The 15,328-nt window shown below is 57.7% G+C and carries 13 protein-coding genes; all 13 read left to right on the plus strand.

Annotation, left to right across the window (positions count from 1 at the left end):
* The first annotated feature begins 18 nt into the window (after window positions 1–18).
* Window positions 19–1,563 carry a F0F1 ATP synthase subunit alpha gene (gene atpA / locus ACM6I7_RS12450; protein WP_047596971.1) on the plus strand — a complete coding sequence of 515 codons (1,545 nt, stop codon included), beginning with the start codon at window positions 19–21 and terminating at the stop codon, window positions 1,561–1,563.
* A 50-nt stretch (window positions 1,564–1,613) separates the two neighbouring features.
* The gene (gene atpG / locus ACM6I7_RS12455; protein WP_010565870.1) at window positions 1,614–2,474 is read left to right on the plus strand and encodes a F0F1 ATP synthase subunit gamma; all 861 of its coding nucleotides are present in this window, start codon (window positions 1,614–1,616) and stop codon (window positions 2,472–2,474) included.
* A gap of 27 nt (window positions 2,475–2,501) precedes the next feature.
* Entirely contained in the window at window positions 2,502–3,881 is a 1,380-nt protein-coding gene (gene atpD, locus ACM6I7_RS12460) for a F0F1 ATP synthase subunit beta (RefSeq protein WP_027610292.1), read from the plus strand.
* 45 nt (window positions 3,882–3,926) lie between these two features.
* Window positions 3,927–4,352: a F0F1 ATP synthase subunit epsilon gene (locus tag ACM6I7_RS12465; RefSeq protein WP_007954164.1), complete on the plus strand. Its 426-nt coding sequence runs from the start codon at window positions 3,927–3,929 to the stop codon at window positions 4,350–4,352.
* Between the two features lie 117 nt (window positions 4,353–4,469).
* The gene (gene glmU, locus ACM6I7_RS12470; protein WP_097090234.1) at window positions 4,470–5,837 is read left to right on the plus strand and encodes a bifunctional UDP-N-acetylglucosamine diphosphorylase/glucosamine-1-phosphate N-acetyltransferase GlmU; all 1,368 of its coding nucleotides are present in this window, start codon (window positions 4,470–4,472) and stop codon (window positions 5,835–5,837) included.
* 154 nt (window positions 5,838–5,991) lie between these two features.
* Window positions 5,992–6,771 carry a DeoR/GlpR family DNA-binding transcription regulator gene (locus ACM6I7_RS12475; RefSeq protein ID WP_177325597.1) on the plus strand — a complete coding sequence of 260 codons (780 nt, stop codon included), beginning with the start codon at window positions 5,992–5,994 and terminating at the stop codon, window positions 6,769–6,771.
* Between the two features lie 2 nt (window positions 6,772–6,773).
* Window positions 6,774–8,606 (plus strand): glutamine--fructose-6-phosphate transaminase (isomerizing), encoded by a 1,833-nt coding sequence (gene glmS / locus ACM6I7_RS12480; RefSeq protein ID WP_414888664.1) that lies wholly within the window; start codon window positions 6,774–6,776, stop codon window positions 8,604–8,606.
* Window positions 8,607–8,893: 287 nt separating this feature from the next.
* Window positions 8,894–9,154 carry a hypothetical protein gene (locus ACM6I7_RS12485; protein ID WP_027610296.1) on the plus strand — a complete coding sequence of 87 codons (261 nt, stop codon included), beginning with the start codon at window positions 8,894–8,896 and terminating at the stop codon, window positions 9,152–9,154.
* A 384-nt stretch (window positions 9,155–9,538) separates the two neighbouring features.
* Window positions 9,539–9,766 carry a hypothetical protein gene (locus tag ACM6I7_RS12490; protein WP_081730173.1) on the plus strand — a complete coding sequence of 76 codons (228 nt, stop codon included), beginning with the start codon at window positions 9,539–9,541 and terminating at the stop codon, window positions 9,764–9,766.
* Window positions 9,767–9,781: 15 nt separating this feature from the next.
* Complete coding sequence (locus ACM6I7_RS12495; protein ID WP_049827797.1) at window positions 9,782–10,768, plus strand: hypothetical protein; 987 nt, start codon at window positions 9,782–9,784, stop codon at window positions 10,766–10,768.
* Window positions 10,769–11,451: 683 nt separating this feature from the next.
* Complete coding sequence (locus ACM6I7_RS12500) at window positions 11,452–12,378, plus strand: LysR family transcriptional regulator (protein ID WP_414888665.1); 927 nt, start codon at window positions 11,452–11,454, stop codon at window positions 12,376–12,378.
* Between the two features lie 102 nt (window positions 12,379–12,480).
* Window positions 12,481–13,107, plus strand: coding sequence for a glutathione S-transferase family protein (locus ACM6I7_RS12505; RefSeq protein WP_150369967.1), 627 nt, complete (start codon window positions 12,481–12,483; stop codon window positions 13,105–13,107).
* Between the two features lie 60 nt (window positions 13,108–13,167).
* Window positions 13,168–15,198, plus strand: coding sequence for a pyridoxamine 5'-phosphate oxidase family protein (locus ACM6I7_RS12510; RefSeq protein ID WP_414888666.1), 2,031 nt, complete (start codon window positions 13,168–13,170; stop codon window positions 15,196–15,198).
* Window positions 15,199–15,328 lie beyond the last annotated feature (130 nt).

Genomic DNA, 15,328 nt, shown 5'->3' on the forward strand with positions numbered 1-15,328 from the left:
TGAAGGGGCAGCAGAGCAATGCAGCAACTCAATCCTTCCGAAATAAGTGAAATTATCAAGGGCCGCATCGACAAGCTCGATGTGACCTCCCAAGCCCGTAACGAAGGCACTGTCGTCAGCGTATCTGACGGCATCGTGCGGATTCACGGTCTGGCCGACGTCATGTACGGCGAGATGATCGAGTTTCCGGGCGGCGTCTACGGTATGGCCCTCAACCTGGAGCAAGACTCCGTAGGTGCCGTTGTACTGGGCGCATACACCAGTCTGGCTGAAGGCATGAGCGCCAAGTGCACCGGCCGCATCCTCGAAGTTCCGGTTGGTAAGGAACTGCTGGGTCGCGTAGTCGATGCACTGGGTAACCCTGTTGACGGCAAAGGTCCACTGGGCAACACCTTGACCGACGCGGTCGAGAAAGTTGCACCGGGCGTGATCTGGCGTAAGTCGGTAGACCAGCCTGTACAGACTGGCTACAAGGCTGTCGATGCCATGATCCCTGTCGGCCGTGGCCAGCGTGAGCTGATCATCGGTGACCGTCAGATCGGTAAAACCGCTCTGGCGATCGACGCGATCATCAACCAGAAAGACAGCGGCATTTTCTGCGTCTATGTAGCGATCGGTCAGAAGCAATCGACCATCGCCAACGTGGTTCGCAAGCTGGAAGAAAACGGCGCCCTGGCCAACACGATCATCGTGGCTGCCAGTGCTTCGGAATCTCCTGCGCTGCAATTCCTGGCACCGTACTCCGGTTGCACCATGGGTGAATTCTTCCGCGACCGCGGTGAAGACGCGCTGATCGTTTATGACGATCTGTCCAAGCAAGCAGTGGCTTACCGCCAGATTTCCCTGCTGCTGCGCCGTCCACCAGGCCGTGAAGCTTACCCAGGCGACGTGTTCTATCTCCACTCCCGTCTGCTGGAGCGCGCATCCCGCGTTTCGGAAGAATACGTAGAGAAGTTCACCAACGGCGCAGTGACCGGCAAAACCGGTTCCCTGACCGCACTGCCGATCATCGAAACCCAGGCTGGCGACGTTTCCGCGTTCGTTCCGACCAACGTGATTTCCATCACCGACGGTCAGATCTTCCTGGAATCGGCCATGTTCAACTCGGGCATCCGCCCTGCAGTGAACGCCGGTGTTTCGGTATCCCGTGTGGGTGGTGCCGCTCAGACCAAGATCATCAAGAAGCTGTCCGGTGGTATCCGTACCGCTCTGGCTCAGTACCGTGAACTGGCGGCATTCGCCCAGTTCGCTTCTGACCTGGACGAAGCGACCCGTAAGCAACTTGAGCATGGTCAGCGCGTTACCGAGCTGATGAAGCAGAAGCAATACGCACCAATGTCGATCGCTGACATGGCGCTGTCGCTGTATGCCGCTGAGCGTGGGTTCCTGACTGACATTGAAATCGCCAAGATCGGCAGCTTCGAACAAGCGCTGATTGCTTTCTTCAACCGCGATCACGCCGATTTGATGGCCAAGATCAACGTTAAAGGTGACTTCAATGACGAAATCGACGCTGGCATGAAAGCCGGTATCGAGAAGTTCAAGGCCACCCAAACCTGGTAAGCCGCAGCGGGAGCCGCAAGGCTCCCGCTTGCTAACCTGATAGGTGTTACATGGCAGGCGCAAAAGAGATTCGCAGTAAGATTGCGAGCATCAAAAGCACGCAAAAAATTACCAGCGCCATGGAAAAAGTGGCGGTGAGCAAAATGCGCAAGGCACAAATGCGCATGGCAGCCAGCCGTCCTTATGCGGAGCGTATCCGCCAGGTAATTGGGCATCTGGCCAACGCCAACCCGGAATACCGCCACCCGTTCATGATCGACCGTGAAGTAAAGCGCGTCGGTTATGTCGTGGTGAGCAGTGACCGTGGTTTGTGCGGCGGCTTGAACACCAACCTGTTCAAGGCCCTGGTCAAGGACATGGCGGTAAACCGCGAAAACGGCGTCGAGATTGATCTGTGTGTAGTCGGTAGCAAGGGTGCGGCCTTTTTCCGCAACTTCGGCGGTAACGTCGTTGCAGCTATCAGCCACCTGGGTGAAGAGCCGTCGATCAATGATTTGATCGGCAGCGTCAAGGTGATGCTGGATGCCTACCTGGAGGGCCGTATCGATCGCCTGTCCGTGGTATCCAACAAGTTCATCAACACCATGACACAACAGCCTACCGTGGAGCAGTTGATTCCACTGGTGGCAACCCCGGATCAAGAACTCAAGCACCACTGGGACTACCTCTACGAACCAGACGCCAAAGAGCTGCTTGACGGCTTGATGGTGCGCTACGTGGAGTCGCAGGTGTACCAGGCGGTGGTCGAGAACAACGCAGCTGAACAAGCTGCGCGGATGATCGCGATGAAGAACGCTACCGACAACGCCGGTGATTTGATCAGCGATTTGCAGCTGATCTACAACAAGGCGCGTCAGGCTGCGATCACCCAAGAGATCTCGGAAATCGTCGGCGGCGCTGCCGCGGTTTAACGGTTCAAATATTCAGAGGATCCAGCTATGAGTAGCGGACGTATCGTTCAAATCATCGGCGCCGTTATCGACGTGGAATTTCCACGCGACAGCGTACCGAGCATCTACAACGCGCTGAAAGTAGTCAGCGCGGCCGAAACCACTCTGGAAGTTCAGCAACAGCTGGGCGACGGCGTGGTTCGTACCATTGCGATGGGTTCCACCGAGGGCTTGAAGCGCGGTCTGGAAGTTACCGATTCCGGCGCAGCCATCTCCGTACCGGTCGGTAAAGCGACTCTGGGCCGGATCATGGACGTTCTGGGTAACCCGATCGACGAAGCTGGTCCAATCGACACCGAAGAGCGCTGGGGCATTCACCGCGCAGCACCTTCGTTCGCTGAGCAAGCAGGCGGCAACGACCTGCTGGAAACCGGCATCAAGGTTATCGACCTGGTTTGCCCGTTCGCCAAAGGCGGTAAAGTCGGTCTGTTCGGTGGTGCCGGTGTAGGCAAAACCGTAAACATGATGGAACTGATCCGTAACATCGCCATCGAGCACAGCGGTTATTCCGTGTTCGCCGGTGTGGGTGAGCGTACTCGTGAGGGTAACGACTTCTACCACGAGATGAAGGACTCCAACGTTCTGGACAAAGTGGCACTGGTTTACGGTCAGATGAACGAGCCGCCGGGAAACCGTCTGCGCGTAGCCCTGACCGGCCTGACCATGGCCGAGAAGTTCCGTGACGAAGGTAACGACGTTCTGCTGTTCGTCGACAACATCTACCGTTACACCCTGGCCGGTACTGAAGTATCCGCACTGCTGGGCCGTATGCCTTCGGCAGTAGGTTACCAGCCGACCCTGGCTGAAGAGATGGGCGTTCTGCAAGAACGTATCACTTCGACCAAAGAAGGTTCGATCACCTCGATCCAGGCGGTATACGTACCTGCGGACGACTTGACCGACCCGTCGCCAGCGACCACCTTCGCCCACTTGGACGCCACCGTCGTTCTGTCCCGTGACATCGCTTCCCTGGGTATCTACCCAGCGGTAGATCCACTGGATTCGACTTCGCGCCAGCTGGATCCGAACGTAATCGGTCAGGACCACTACGACACCGCTCGCGGCGTTCAGTACGTTCTGCAACGTTACAAAGAGCTGAAAGACATCATCGCGATCCTGGGTATGGACGAGCTGTCGGAAGCCGACAAACAGTTGGTTAACCGTGCTCGTAAGATCCAGCGCTTCTTGTCGCAGCCGTTCTTCGTGGCTGAAGTCTTCACCGGTGCTTCGGGTAAATACGTTTCCCTGAAAGACACCATTGCTGGCTTCAAAGGCATCCTCAACGGTGACTACGACCACCTGCCAGAACAAGCGTTCTACATGGTTGGCGGCATCGAAGAAGCGATCGAGAAAGCCAAGAAACTGTAATCCCGGCGCCCGGCAACGGGCGCTAATTTAGGTTGAGGCAATCAGATGGCTATGACAGTCCATTGCGATATCGTCAGCGCGGAAGGGGAAATCTTTTCCGGCCTGGTCGAGATGGTGATTGCGCACGGTGCACTGGGTGATCTTGGTATCGCTCTGGGTCACGCGCCGCTGATCACTAATCTGAAGCCAGGTCCGATCCGCCTGATCAAGCAAGGCGGGGAAGCCGAGGTGTTCTACATCTCCGGTGGTTTCCTCGAGGTTCAGCCGAACATGGTCAAGGTGCTTGCCGATACCGTGCAACGTGCCGCCGACCTGGATGAAGCTCAAGCCCAGGCAGCTCTCAAGGCTGCCGAAGCTGCTCTGCACGAGAAGAGCGCAGATTTCGACTACGGAGCTGCGTCCGCACGTCTGGCCGAGGCTGCAGCTCAGCTGCGCACCGTCCAGCAGATCCGCAAGAAGTTTGGCGGTTAATCCGTCAGCCACTTGTTGTGCGATTGATAAAATAGGGTAGCCTCGGCTACCCTTTTTTCTTTTCCGATTTTTACAACCCGGTCGCAGTTGCTGACCACCCAGGATTGGTAGCCAGTCATGTCTCTCGAAATCGTTATCCTCGCGGCCGGTCAAGGCACCCGTATGCGTTCGGCGTTGCCGAAAGTGCTGCACCCGGTAGCCGGCAATTCCATGCTTGGGCATGTTATCCACAGCGCACGGCAGCTCGACCCACAGCGCATTCATGTGGTGATCGGCCACGGTGCCGATGTGGTGCGTGAGCGTCTGGCGGCTGACGATTTGAATTTCGTGCTGCAGGACAAGCAATTGGGCACTGGTCATGCAACGGCTCAGGCTGTGCCGTTCATCAGCGCCGACACCGTGTTGATCCTCTACGGTGACGTGCCATTGATCGAGGTCGAAACCCTGCAGCGCCTGCTTAAACATGTCGTACCGGGGCAGATGGGCCTGTTGACCGTCGAGCTGGAAGATCCGACCGGTTACGGCCGCATCGTGCGTGATGCTGACGGCAAGGTCGCAGCCATCGTTGAGCACAAAGATGCCAGCGAAGCCCAGCGCGCAATCACCGAAGGCAATACCGGTATTCTCGCCGTCCCGGCCAATCGCCTGGCCGACTGGATGAGCCGCCTGTCGAACAACAATGCCCAGGGCGAGTACTACTTGACCGACGTGATCGAAATGGCGGTCAGCGATGGTCTGGTGGTGGCCACTGAACAACCGCACGACCCGATGGAAGTGCAGGGCGCCAATGATCGTAAGCAACTGGCGGAACTGGAGCGGCATTACCAGCTGCGCGCCGGCCGCCGGCTGATGGCGCAAGGCGTGACCCTGCGTGACCCGGCGCGTTTCGATGTGCGTGGCGAAGTCACCGTCGGTCGCGATGTGCTGATCGACATCAACGTGATTATCGAAGGTAATGTTGTCATCGAGGACGACGTGGTGATCGGCCCGAACTGCGTGATCAAGGACAGCACCCTGCGCAAAGGCGTGGTGATCAAAGCCAACAGCCACATCGAAGGTGCGGTGCTGGGTGAAGGCAGCGATGCCGGTCCGTTCGCCCGTCTGCGTCCGGGCACGGTGCTCGAAGCACGCGCGCATGTGGGTAACTTTGTCGAACTGAAAAACGCGCGCATGGGTGAGGGCGCCAAGGCCGGGCATCTGACCTATCTGGGCGACGCGGAAATCGGCGCCCGCACCAACATTGGCGCGGGCACCATTACCTGCAACTACGATGGCGCCAACAAGTGGAAAACCGTGTTGGGCGAGGACGTGTTCATTGGCTCCAACAACTCGTTGGTCGCACCTGTGGATATCTCGTCCGGGGCAACTACCGCGGCTGGTTCGACCATCACCCAGAATGTGGATAACGCGCAGTTGGCAGTTGGTCGGGCGCGGCAGAGAAATATCGATGGCTGGAAGCGGCCAGAGAAGATCAAAAAGAGCTGAGTTATCCACAGTAGCTTTACGATCAAAAGATCGCAGCCTTCGGCAGCTCCTACAGGGGGTGCCGGGTCTGCGATTTTTTTATGGCCTGAGCTTGACGATCGACGGGCAATGGGTTTTGATTGCTTCCGTTATCTTTCGAATCGAAACTTATACCATCATGTCGAAACGCAATACACCCCAGCGCCGGCACAACATCCTCGCCTTGCTCAATGAGCAGGGCGAAGTCAGTGTGGATGAACTGGCCAAGCGCTTCGAAACTTCTGAAGTTACGATTCGCAAGGATTTGGCCGCACTGGAAAGCCATGGTCTGTTGCTGCGCCGTTACGGCGGGGCGATCACCATGCCGCAGGAATTGGTCGCTGAACCGGGCCAAAGCGTTTCAAAGTACAAACAGGCGATTGCCCGCGCCGCCGTCAAACGCATCCGCGAACACGCCCGCATCATTATCGACAGTGGCAGCACCACTGCCGCGATGATTCCCGAGCTTGGCCAGCAGCCGGGTCTGGTGGTGATGACCAACTCCCTGCACGTGGCCAACGCCTTGAGCGAACTCGAACACGAGCCGGTGCTGCTGATGACCGGCGGCACCTGGGATCCGCATTCGGAGTCCTTCCAGGGCCAGGTGGCCGAGCAGGTACTACGCTCTTACGACTTCGACCAGTTGTTTATCGGCGCCGATGGCATTGATCTGGTGCGCGGTACCACCACGTTCAACGAGTTGCTCGGTCTGAGCCGGGTGATGGCTGACGTGGCGCGGGAAGTGATCGTGATGGTCGAGGCCGACAAGATCGGTCGCAAGATTCCCAACCTGGAGCTGCCGTGGAGCAGCGTCCATACCCTCATTACCGATGATCGCCTGCCTGAAGATGCGCGCGATCAGATTCAGGCCCGCGGTATCAGCGTGATTTGCGCGGCTGTCAGTCAGGAGAAATAAGCATGTGTGGAATTGTCGGCGCAGTTGCTGAACGTAATATCACCGCCATCCTGCTCGAAGGCCTCAAGCGCCTTGAATACCGCGGCTATGACAGCGCCGGTGTGGCAGTTTTCACCAACGATGAAAAGCTCGAGCGCATGCGCCGTCCGGGCAAGGTCAGCGAGCTGGAAGCGGCGCTGGCCGCACAGCCGCTGGTCGGCCGTCTCGGTATCGCCCACACCCGTTGGGCGACCCACGGTGCACCTTGCGAGCGTAACGCGCACCCGCATTTCTCCGGTGATATCGCCGTGGTGCACAACGGCATCATCGAGAACCACGAAGCCCTGCGTGAGCAACTGAAAGCGCTGGGTTACGTGTTCACTTCGGACACCGACACCGAAGTCATCGCGCACCTGCTGAGCCACAAACTCAAGGATCAGCCTGACCTGACCGTCGCGCTGAAAGCCACCGTCAAGGAACTGCACGGCGCCTACGGTCTGGCCGTGATCAACGCACAACAGCCGGATCGTCTGGTTGCCGCACGCAGTGGCAGCCCGTTGGTGATCGGTCTGGGCCTGGGTGAGAACTTCCTCGCGTCCGACCAATTGGCCCTGCGTCAGGTCACTGACCGCTTCATGTACCTGGAAGAAGGCGATATCGCCGAAATTCGCCGCGACAGCGTGCAGATCTGGGATGTAAACGGTCAAACCGTCGAGCGCCAGACCGTGCAGTACAGCGATGGTGCCGAAGCCGCTGACAAGGGCGAGTTCCGTCATTACATGCTAAAGGAAATCCACGAACAGCCCGTCGTGGTGCAACGTACCCTAGAAGGTCGCCTGAGCAACAATCAGGTGCTGGTGCAGGCCTTCGGTCCACAGGCTGCCGAACTGTTCGCCAAAGTGCGCAATGTGCAGATTGTCGCCTGCGGTACCAGCTACCACGCCGGTATGGTCGCGCGTTACTGGCTCGAAGAACTGGCCGGTATCCCGTGCCAGGTCGAAGTCGCCAGCGAATTCCGCTACCGCAAGGTGGTGGTGCAGCCGGATACCCTGTTCGTCACCATCTCGCAGTCCGGCGAAACCGCCGACACCCTGGCCGCGCTGCGCAACGCCAAAGAGCTGGGCTTCCTCGCCAGCCTGGCGATCTGCAACGTCGGCATCAGCTCGCTGGTGCGTGAATCCGACCTGACGCTGCTGACCCAGGCCGGTCGCGAAATCGGCGTAGCCTCGACCAAGGCGTTCACCACGCAACTGGTCGGCCTGTTGCTGCTGACCCTGTCGCTGGGTCAGGTACGCGGCACGCTCGGCAAAGGCGTTGAAGCCACGCTGGTGGAAGAGTTGCGTCGCCTGCCGACCCGTCTCGGCGAAGCGCTGGCGATGGACAGCACCGTGGAAAAAATCGCCGAGCTGTTCGCCGAGAAGAACCACACCCTGTTCCTCGGCCGTGGCGCGCAGTTCCCGGTCGCAATGGAGGGCGCCTTGAAGCTCAAGGAAATCTCCTACATCCACGCCGAAGCCTATCCGGCTGGGGAACTGAAGCACGGCCCGCTGGCGCTTGTGGATAACGACATGCCGGTGGTTACCGTGGCGCCAAACAACGAACTGCTGGAGAAGCTCAAGTCCAACCTGCAGGAAGTCCGCGCCCGTGGTGGTGAACTGATCGTATTCGCTGACGAGAAAGCCGGGATGACCAACGGCGAAGGCACCCATGTGGTGCAGATGCCGCACATCCACGACATTCTTTCGCCGATCCTCTACACCATCCCTCTGCAGTTGCTGTCGTACTACGTCGCCGTGCTCAAGGGCACCGACGTCGACCAGCCGCGCAACCTGGCGAAGTCGGTGACGGTGGAATAAGTTATCCACAGCTGACATTGACCTGGTTTTAGACAATAAAAACTGTCGCTGAACAATAAAGACTGTCGCAGAGGAGGATTTCCTCCTCTGCCGATCTTGAACGCTAGGTCTCTCGTAGCGCAGCTGCATATTCTATGGTCTTGCGAATCCAACCTGGCACTGGATTCAGGGTTGGGCCTCGGTGCATGCTGGTCGGAGCTTAATGCTGGCAGCCGCTAATCATCGGCATTAGACGTTGCCAGAGCTAGCCGCTAACATTATGCGACATCAATACAAATGAGGCGCCTATGATTGGCCGATCCATTCACGAATGTGTTGATCTTGTTTTGCTTGGAGATGCAGCCAATACAATTCTGGAGAGTACCAAGGAACGTCTAGCTCGCGCTGGCGGAGATCTCAAAATCGAGGAAGCCGCCAGCAAATGCCTTGAAAGCCTTGATCTTGCGAGCTCAGCCGGAGACTGTTCGCTGGATGATGTCAGGACTGTCAAGCGGGAGCTCAAGATTGCAGTGCGCGATCGGCGCTTCGAGCTGAATCCTTTCGACTAATGTGCAGTCATTGTCGTTTGCTTTACTTGTTCCTTAGCTTAAGAAGCACGACAGGCGATCAATCAGCCTTCCCTGGCCTTCATGCCCATCCCGCTGACGCCCAGCGCGCCCACCATTCGACCACTTTGCTGCAGACCTCTCTCACTGGCCTCATGCTCCTCCGGCTAAGAAAGGCTACGCATCCGTATACACCCTGGAGGCTATGCACTTTTTCCACCAAGTCTGCTTTTGTGGTTGACCTTTCTGTGCTTTTTAGCTAAGTTTTCGATACGGCTTTATTCGTGGCCGGCGAAAGCAAGTTACGGATTCTCTTTTTCACTAATTTTAAATAGTGAGAGGTGGATCTTTGCATTCGCGAAACTGCCTCTTACTCTGGAGGCAATTATGTCAGAAATCTTACCTTCTCCTCTCCCTGTTCCCGAATTTCGCAAGAAGAAGGGACGTGCACTTGCACGCCTTGATCGCGAGCAAAAAATGCTGGAGTCCGGTCCGCTTGGCGCCGAGCGCTTACTTCTCAATATTGCAGTGGACTATATGGAACGTCACCCAAATATGTCTTGGGACCAGGCTCTCTTCGCGGCTCGAGCTTATCTTGATCGAGCACATGATTAAGCAAGGACAGCCATGATGAAGAAAATGACAGCTATCTCACATAACAATGTAACGTATGAAATCAGGTTCGGAAGCTGGTTTCAGCACCTTCACGGAAAGGCCTCGGAAGCACTTCGTGAGGTACATACAGATGACATTATACTTCCTACTGAAAAAACAGTAGCGATCTACAAGGCAGAAAAGAGGGCTGAGTACAATGCCCAACCACGCAGTCCTCGTTCATCAGCGAAACAATACCTCAACGACTGCTCGCTGAGTGATTTTGGGCTAAACTGGGATAAATTAATTGAGTTGCTCAAGAAAAGAATAAATGACGCCTGTATACCCTTACTTTTGAAGTATCAGCACTCTGATAACGAAAGCTATGAGTTAGCTAAAGCGGCGTCCAACGGGCATATCAGCGCCATGTACCGGATCGGAGCCTCGCTTGGGGGGGGGCGGAGTGATGATTGTCTACTCTGGTTATCGATGGCTCATAACAGAGGTCATCTCGGGGCGTGCTACGAAATGGCAATGCACCTTGCAGCCAAGGAAAATCACATCGACTCTCTACGTTGCTTGATAATATCTGCCGATGGAGGTTCCGATATTGCCTATATGTCTATCTTTCAGATAACCAATCTGAAAAATATGTTAAAAATCCAAGCTGAACCACTTGAAAGCATGTTAAATGAGCTCGCAGAGGCAACACATGCATCAAGCGCTAATTACTTTAAAGGCATACTAAAACTTTTTTCAAATAACCCCGCCGCCGGAATGGCCATTTTAAAAAACTTCCTGAAGGAGCCGAAGAAAAAGCCTTCTGAAAATGATACTGGTGAAGTTTATTACAATCAGGTCAATATTGTTAGTAGCTTCATTGAGGGTGTATTGGCGGACATCCAATCAGGAGTACCTCCACTGATATCCATCTCGACTCGTGGCGAACAGGCTGGTTTCTGCAGCTTCTCGGATTACACTGAGTTTTTCGAAATAGTTCAAAACTTACAGAAAGCCGAGTAAACGGCTATCGATTAACGCAGAAAGACGACAGAGCAGCGACCAAGTAACCAAAAACAGGCGAAGAATCTCAGATTAGTCAATCTAAGTGAGTGTTCCGAGCCTGTCTTCATCAATCACGATTCAATTGCTCGGAAGCTAAATCTCACAGCGTTTCTCGCAACTCGTTATTTCTCACGGTGCAAGGTATGGGCATCCGATGATGGTGGCGAAAACCGCCTATGCCGCAAAAAATTGGACAATGCAGCACGAGACACATTCAAGGATTTCTCGGGCTGGTTTACAGGGAAGGGAGCGACGGTGCTGCCAGGTTGGCCTAATATATTTGCGACACGATGTGGAACGTGCTTTTCTAAATAGATGCATGTCCTGAGCGTCAGACTGCATAGGGTTGGCAGGTTCTTGTTGCTGGTGCGACTTTGATCCAGTCGTAAAGAGGCCAGAGAGTAAGTGTAGCCGTCAGCTATCCGCGGAGCAGCAGCTCTGATTGGCTGGGGCAGTTTTAATTCTCTAGCGCTTGAGTCCGTATCAGCATCTGGGCCTTCTGCGACAGTTTTGCGATTTCTTCGCAGCCAGCTGGAAGCCCCGAAATCCGCCTCATACTGCGACAGCTTTAATTCTCAAAATCCAGACCCGCAAAAATCGCAGCCTCGGCTGCGATTTTTGTATCTGAATCGAGGACCTCCATGGACCGCTTCCAGGAAATGCAGATCTTCGCCACCGTGGCCCAGGAGCAGGGCTTCTCGGCAGCGGCGCGGCGTCTTGGCTTGTCCGCGGCCAGTGTCACCCGCGCCGTGGCGGCGCTAGAGCAGCGCATTGGTACACAGTTGCTGATTCGCACGACACGCACTGTGCACCTCAGCGAGGCCGGTCAGCGTTATCTGGAAGATTGTCGGAGAATTCTCGCCGAGGTGCAGGAAGCCGAGGATTCGGCGGCCGGCAGTCACGCCCAGCCCCGTGGGCAATTGACGGTGACTGCGCCGGTGTTGTTCGGTGAGTTGTTTGTCACGCCCCTGATGACCAGTTATCTGACGCAGTATCCAGATGTTTCGATCAATGCGCTGTTGGTCGATCGGGTGGTGAGCATGGTCGAGGAGGGCATCGATGTCGCGGTGCGCATTGGTGAGTTGCCGGACAGCAATCAGCATGCAATCCGGGTCGGCGAAGTGCGGCGGGTGATCTGTGGTTCGCCGGACTATCTGGCTCGACACGGCCGTCCCGCGCATCCGCAGGCACTGGCCGGTGCGCCGGTGGTGACGATGTCGGCCATCGGCCAGTTGCGCAACTGGCCGTTTGTGGATCAGGGCGAAGCGCTTAGCGTGCGACCCGAGCCTCGGCTGGTGGTCACCGCCAACCAGGCGGCGATTACTGCGGCCTGCCTGGGGTTGGGGCTGACCCGGGTGTTGTCCTATCAGGTCGCCGGCAAGGTGGCTTCCGGTGAACTGGAAATTGTCCTCGCCGATTTCGAACTGCCGCCGCTGCCGATTCATGTGGTGTATCAGGGCGGGCGCAAGGCACCGGCGCGGGTGCGCAGTTTTGTCGACCACGCGGTGAAGGTGCTGCGAGAACATCCGGCGCTGCAGAACGCGGCGTTATTTCATCCAGTGAAATAATCGATTGCGATTGCTGGTGATTCTGTTGATTTGAAGATGGGTGGAAGATGGCCTCCATCGGCGCTGCCATCCCGAACGGCGCCCTCTCCAGCGGAGTCGACCATGCAAGCGATCAAACTCTACAACTTCCCGCGTTCCGGCCACGCCCATCGGGTAGAGCTGATGCTGTCCCTGCTGCAGTTGCCGACCGAATTGATCCTGGTCGATCTGGCCAAGGGTGAGCACAAGCAGGCGCCGTATCTGGCGATCAACAGTTTCGGCCAGGTGCCGGCGATTGACGACGGCGGTGTGGTGCTGGCCGACTCCAACGCGATTCTGGTGTATCTGGCGCTCAAGTACGGCAATGGCCGCTGGCTGCCGACCGATCCGGTCGGCGCGGCGCAGGTGCAGCGCTGGTTGTCGGCCGCTGCAGGGCCGATTGCTTTCGGACCTGCTGCTGCACGATTGGTGACGGTGTTTGGCGCACAGTTGAATGCTGAAGAAGCGATTACCCGTGCGCATAACCTGCTCAAAGTGATGGAGGTGGAACTGGGCAAGACCCCGTATCTGGCCGGCAGCGAGCCGACCATCGCCGACGTGTCCGCCTACAGCTACATCGCCCATGCGCCGGAAGGCAACGTGTCGCTGGACGACTACACCAACGTGCGTGCCTGGCTGGCGCGTGTCGAAGCCTTGCCCGGTTTTGTCGGCATGCCGCGCACGGTCGCCGGTCTGCAAAAGACTGCCTAAGGGGGCGGCCCGATCTGATCGAGTTAACCACAATGCGCCGGCGGCGCGGGGAGATGCGTGATGGAACGTTCACCGTGGCACGCTGGCGAGCAACAACTGCAGGCCCATGTCGGCGTTGCCGAGCGCATGGAGGCCTTCGGTCGAAAAGTGATTCGCGACTGGATGCCAGATCAGCACCGCGCCTTTTATGAGCAGTTACCGTTCATGCTGTACGGCGCGGTCGATGCTGACGGGCGCCCATGGGCCAGCGTGATCGAAGGCGCGCCGGGGTTTGCGCATTCGCCTGATCCCGAGCATCTGCATTTCGCCAGCCAACCCGCTGCCGATGATCCGGCGCAATTGCGCAATGGCGAGCCGATCGGGTTGCTCGGCATTGAGTTGCATACCCGCCGCCGCAATCGCCTCAACGGTCATGTCGACAATCTGACCGTGCAGGGTTTCGAGGTGGGCGTGGATCAGGCTTTCGGCAACTGTCCGCAATACATTCAACTGCGCCAGTTCCAGCGCGTGCCGCTGAGCGATCCGCAGACGCGGCCAGCGCAGCACGACGACGGTCTTGATGACGCAGCCAGAGCCATGATCGAAGGCGCCGATACCTTCTTTGTCGCCAGTTACGTCGATGTGGACGGACAACGTGCGGTGGATGTTTCCCATCGTGGCGGGCAGGCCGGGTTTGTCCGGGTTGAAGGTAATCGTCTGACCATCCCGGATTTTGCCGGCAACCTGCACTTCAACACGCTCGGCAACCTGCTGCTCAATCCCAAGGCCGGCCTGCTGTTCATCGACTTTTCCACAGGCGATGTGCTGCAACTGAGCGGGCGGACCGAAATCATCCTCGACGGGCCGCAGATCGAAGCGTTCCAAGGCGCCGAGCGCCTCTGGACATTCGAGGTGGAGAGACTGGTGCGGCGCCCGGCGGCACTGGCCCTGCGCTGGCGCTTCGACGGCATGTCGCCCACCAGTCTGCTGACCGGCACCTGGGCCCAGGCCGATGCACGCTTGCAGGCCAAAGCGCTGGGTGACCGCTGGCGGCCGCTGCGGGTGACCCGCATCGAAAGGGAGAGCCAGCACATCCGCTCGATCTATCTGCAACCAGACGATGGCGCAGGGATGCCGGTGTTTCAGGCTGGCCAGCATCTGCCGTTGCGTTTCACTCTGGATGGTGAAACGCATATTCGCACTTATAGCCTGTCGAGTGCGCCATCGGATGATTTCCTGCGCATCAGTGTGAAACGCGAGGGCCTGGTTTCAGGCCATTTGCACCAGCAGATCCGGGTCGGCGATGTTCTTGAGGCACGGGCGCCACAGGGGCACTTCACGGTGGCACCGCTGGAACACCGGCCGCTGGTGCTGCTGGCGGCGGGGGTTGGCATCACGCCGTTGCTGTCGATGCTGCGCGAGGTGGTGTATCAAGGTCTGCGCACCCGGCGGATTCGGCCGACGTGGTTGCTGCAGAGTTCGCGTAGCCTGGCCGATCAGCCGTTTCGCGAGGAAATCGATCGCGTGCTGGAAAGTGCTGGCGACGCGGTACGGGTGATTCGCCTGCTCAGTCAGCCGGAAGCCGATGCGCACGAGGGCGAGGATTTCGACCGCCATGGGCGCATTGATCGGGCATTGCTGCGCGATCTGCTGGAGGTCGAGGATTACGACCAGATCGATTTTGCTGTCTGTGGCCCCGGCGCTTTTACCCAAAGTGTCTACGACAGTCTGCGCGAGCTGGACATTCGCGACGCGCGGATCCATGCCGAGACCTTCGGCCCGTCGACGCTCAGGCGCCAGCCGGACCCGGATGCGGCGGTCATCGAGCAACCACCGGCCGCCATCACGTCAGTGCCGGTGATGTTCGAGCGTTCTGCCAAAGAGGCGCGCTGGCAGCCGGACGGCGGCAGTCTGCTGGAGCTCGCAGAAAGCCGTGGCTTGCGCCCCGAGTTCAGTTGCCGGGGAGGTTCGTGCGGCACCTGCAAGACACGTCTGGTCAGTGGCGCGGTGAATTATCCACAGCCCCCGGCAGACCTGCCGGAAGCGGGGCAGGTGCTGATTTGCTGCGCGGTGCCGGCGCAGAGCGAGCAATTGCTGGTGCTGGATCTTTAACCCTATCCTCCCTTCGCCACGAAAACTTGTGGGAGCGAGCCTGCTCGCGAAAGCAATCTGTCAGTCGCCGCTGATGTGACTGAGAGGACGCTTTCGCGAGCAAGCTCGCTCCCACAGGGGTCAGTCGAGA

The sequence above is a fragment of the Pseudomonas sp. IT-93MI4 genome, from assembly GCF_949767635.1.
GTDB lineage: Bacteria > Pseudomonadota > Gammaproteobacteria > Pseudomonadales > Pseudomonadaceae > Aquipseudomonas > Aquipseudomonas putida_A.

Bases quoted from the DNA above. Each gene is read 5' to 3' on its own strand.
- atpA (WP_047596971.1), top strand. From the start codon at position 19: ATGCAGCAACTCAATCCTTCCGAAATAAGTGAAATTATCAAGGGCCGC.
- atpG (WP_010565870.1), top strand. From the start codon at position 1,614: ATGGCAGGCGCAAAAGAGATTCGCAGTAAGATTGCGAGCATCAAAAGC.
- atpD (WP_027610292.1), top strand. From the start codon at position 2,502: ATGAGTAGCGGACGTATCGTTCAAATCATCGGCGCCGTTATCGACGTG.
- ACM6I7_RS12465 (WP_007954164.1), top strand. From the start codon at position 3,927: ATGGCTATGACAGTCCATTGCGATATCGTCAGCGCGGAAGGGGAAATC.
- glmU (WP_097090234.1), top strand. From the start codon at position 4,470: ATGTCTCTCGAAATCGTTATCCTCGCGGCCGGTCAAGGCACCCGTATG.
- glmS (WP_414888664.1), top strand. From the start codon at position 6,774: ATGTGTGGAATTGTCGGCGCAGTTGCTGAACGTAATATCACCGCCATC.
- ACM6I7_RS12485 (WP_027610296.1), top strand. From the start codon at position 8,894: ATGATTGGCCGATCCATTCACGAATGTGTTGATCTTGTTTTGCTTGGA.
- ACM6I7_RS12490 (WP_081730173.1), top strand. From the start codon at position 9,539: ATGTCAGAAATCTTACCTTCTCCTCTCCCTGTTCCCGAATTTCGCAAG.
- ACM6I7_RS12495 (WP_049827797.1), top strand. From the start codon at position 9,782: ATGAAGAAAATGACAGCTATCTCACATAACAATGTAACGTATGAAATC.
- ACM6I7_RS12500 (WP_414888665.1), top strand. From the start codon at position 11,452: ATGGACCGCTTCCAGGAAATGCAGATCTTCGCCACCGTGGCCCAGGAG.
- ACM6I7_RS12505 (WP_150369967.1), top strand. From the start codon at position 12,481: ATGCAAGCGATCAAACTCTACAACTTCCCGCGTTCCGGCCACGCCCAT.
- ACM6I7_RS12510 (WP_414888666.1), top strand. From the start codon at position 13,168: ATGGAACGTTCACCGTGGCACGCTGGCGAGCAACAACTGCAGGCCCAT.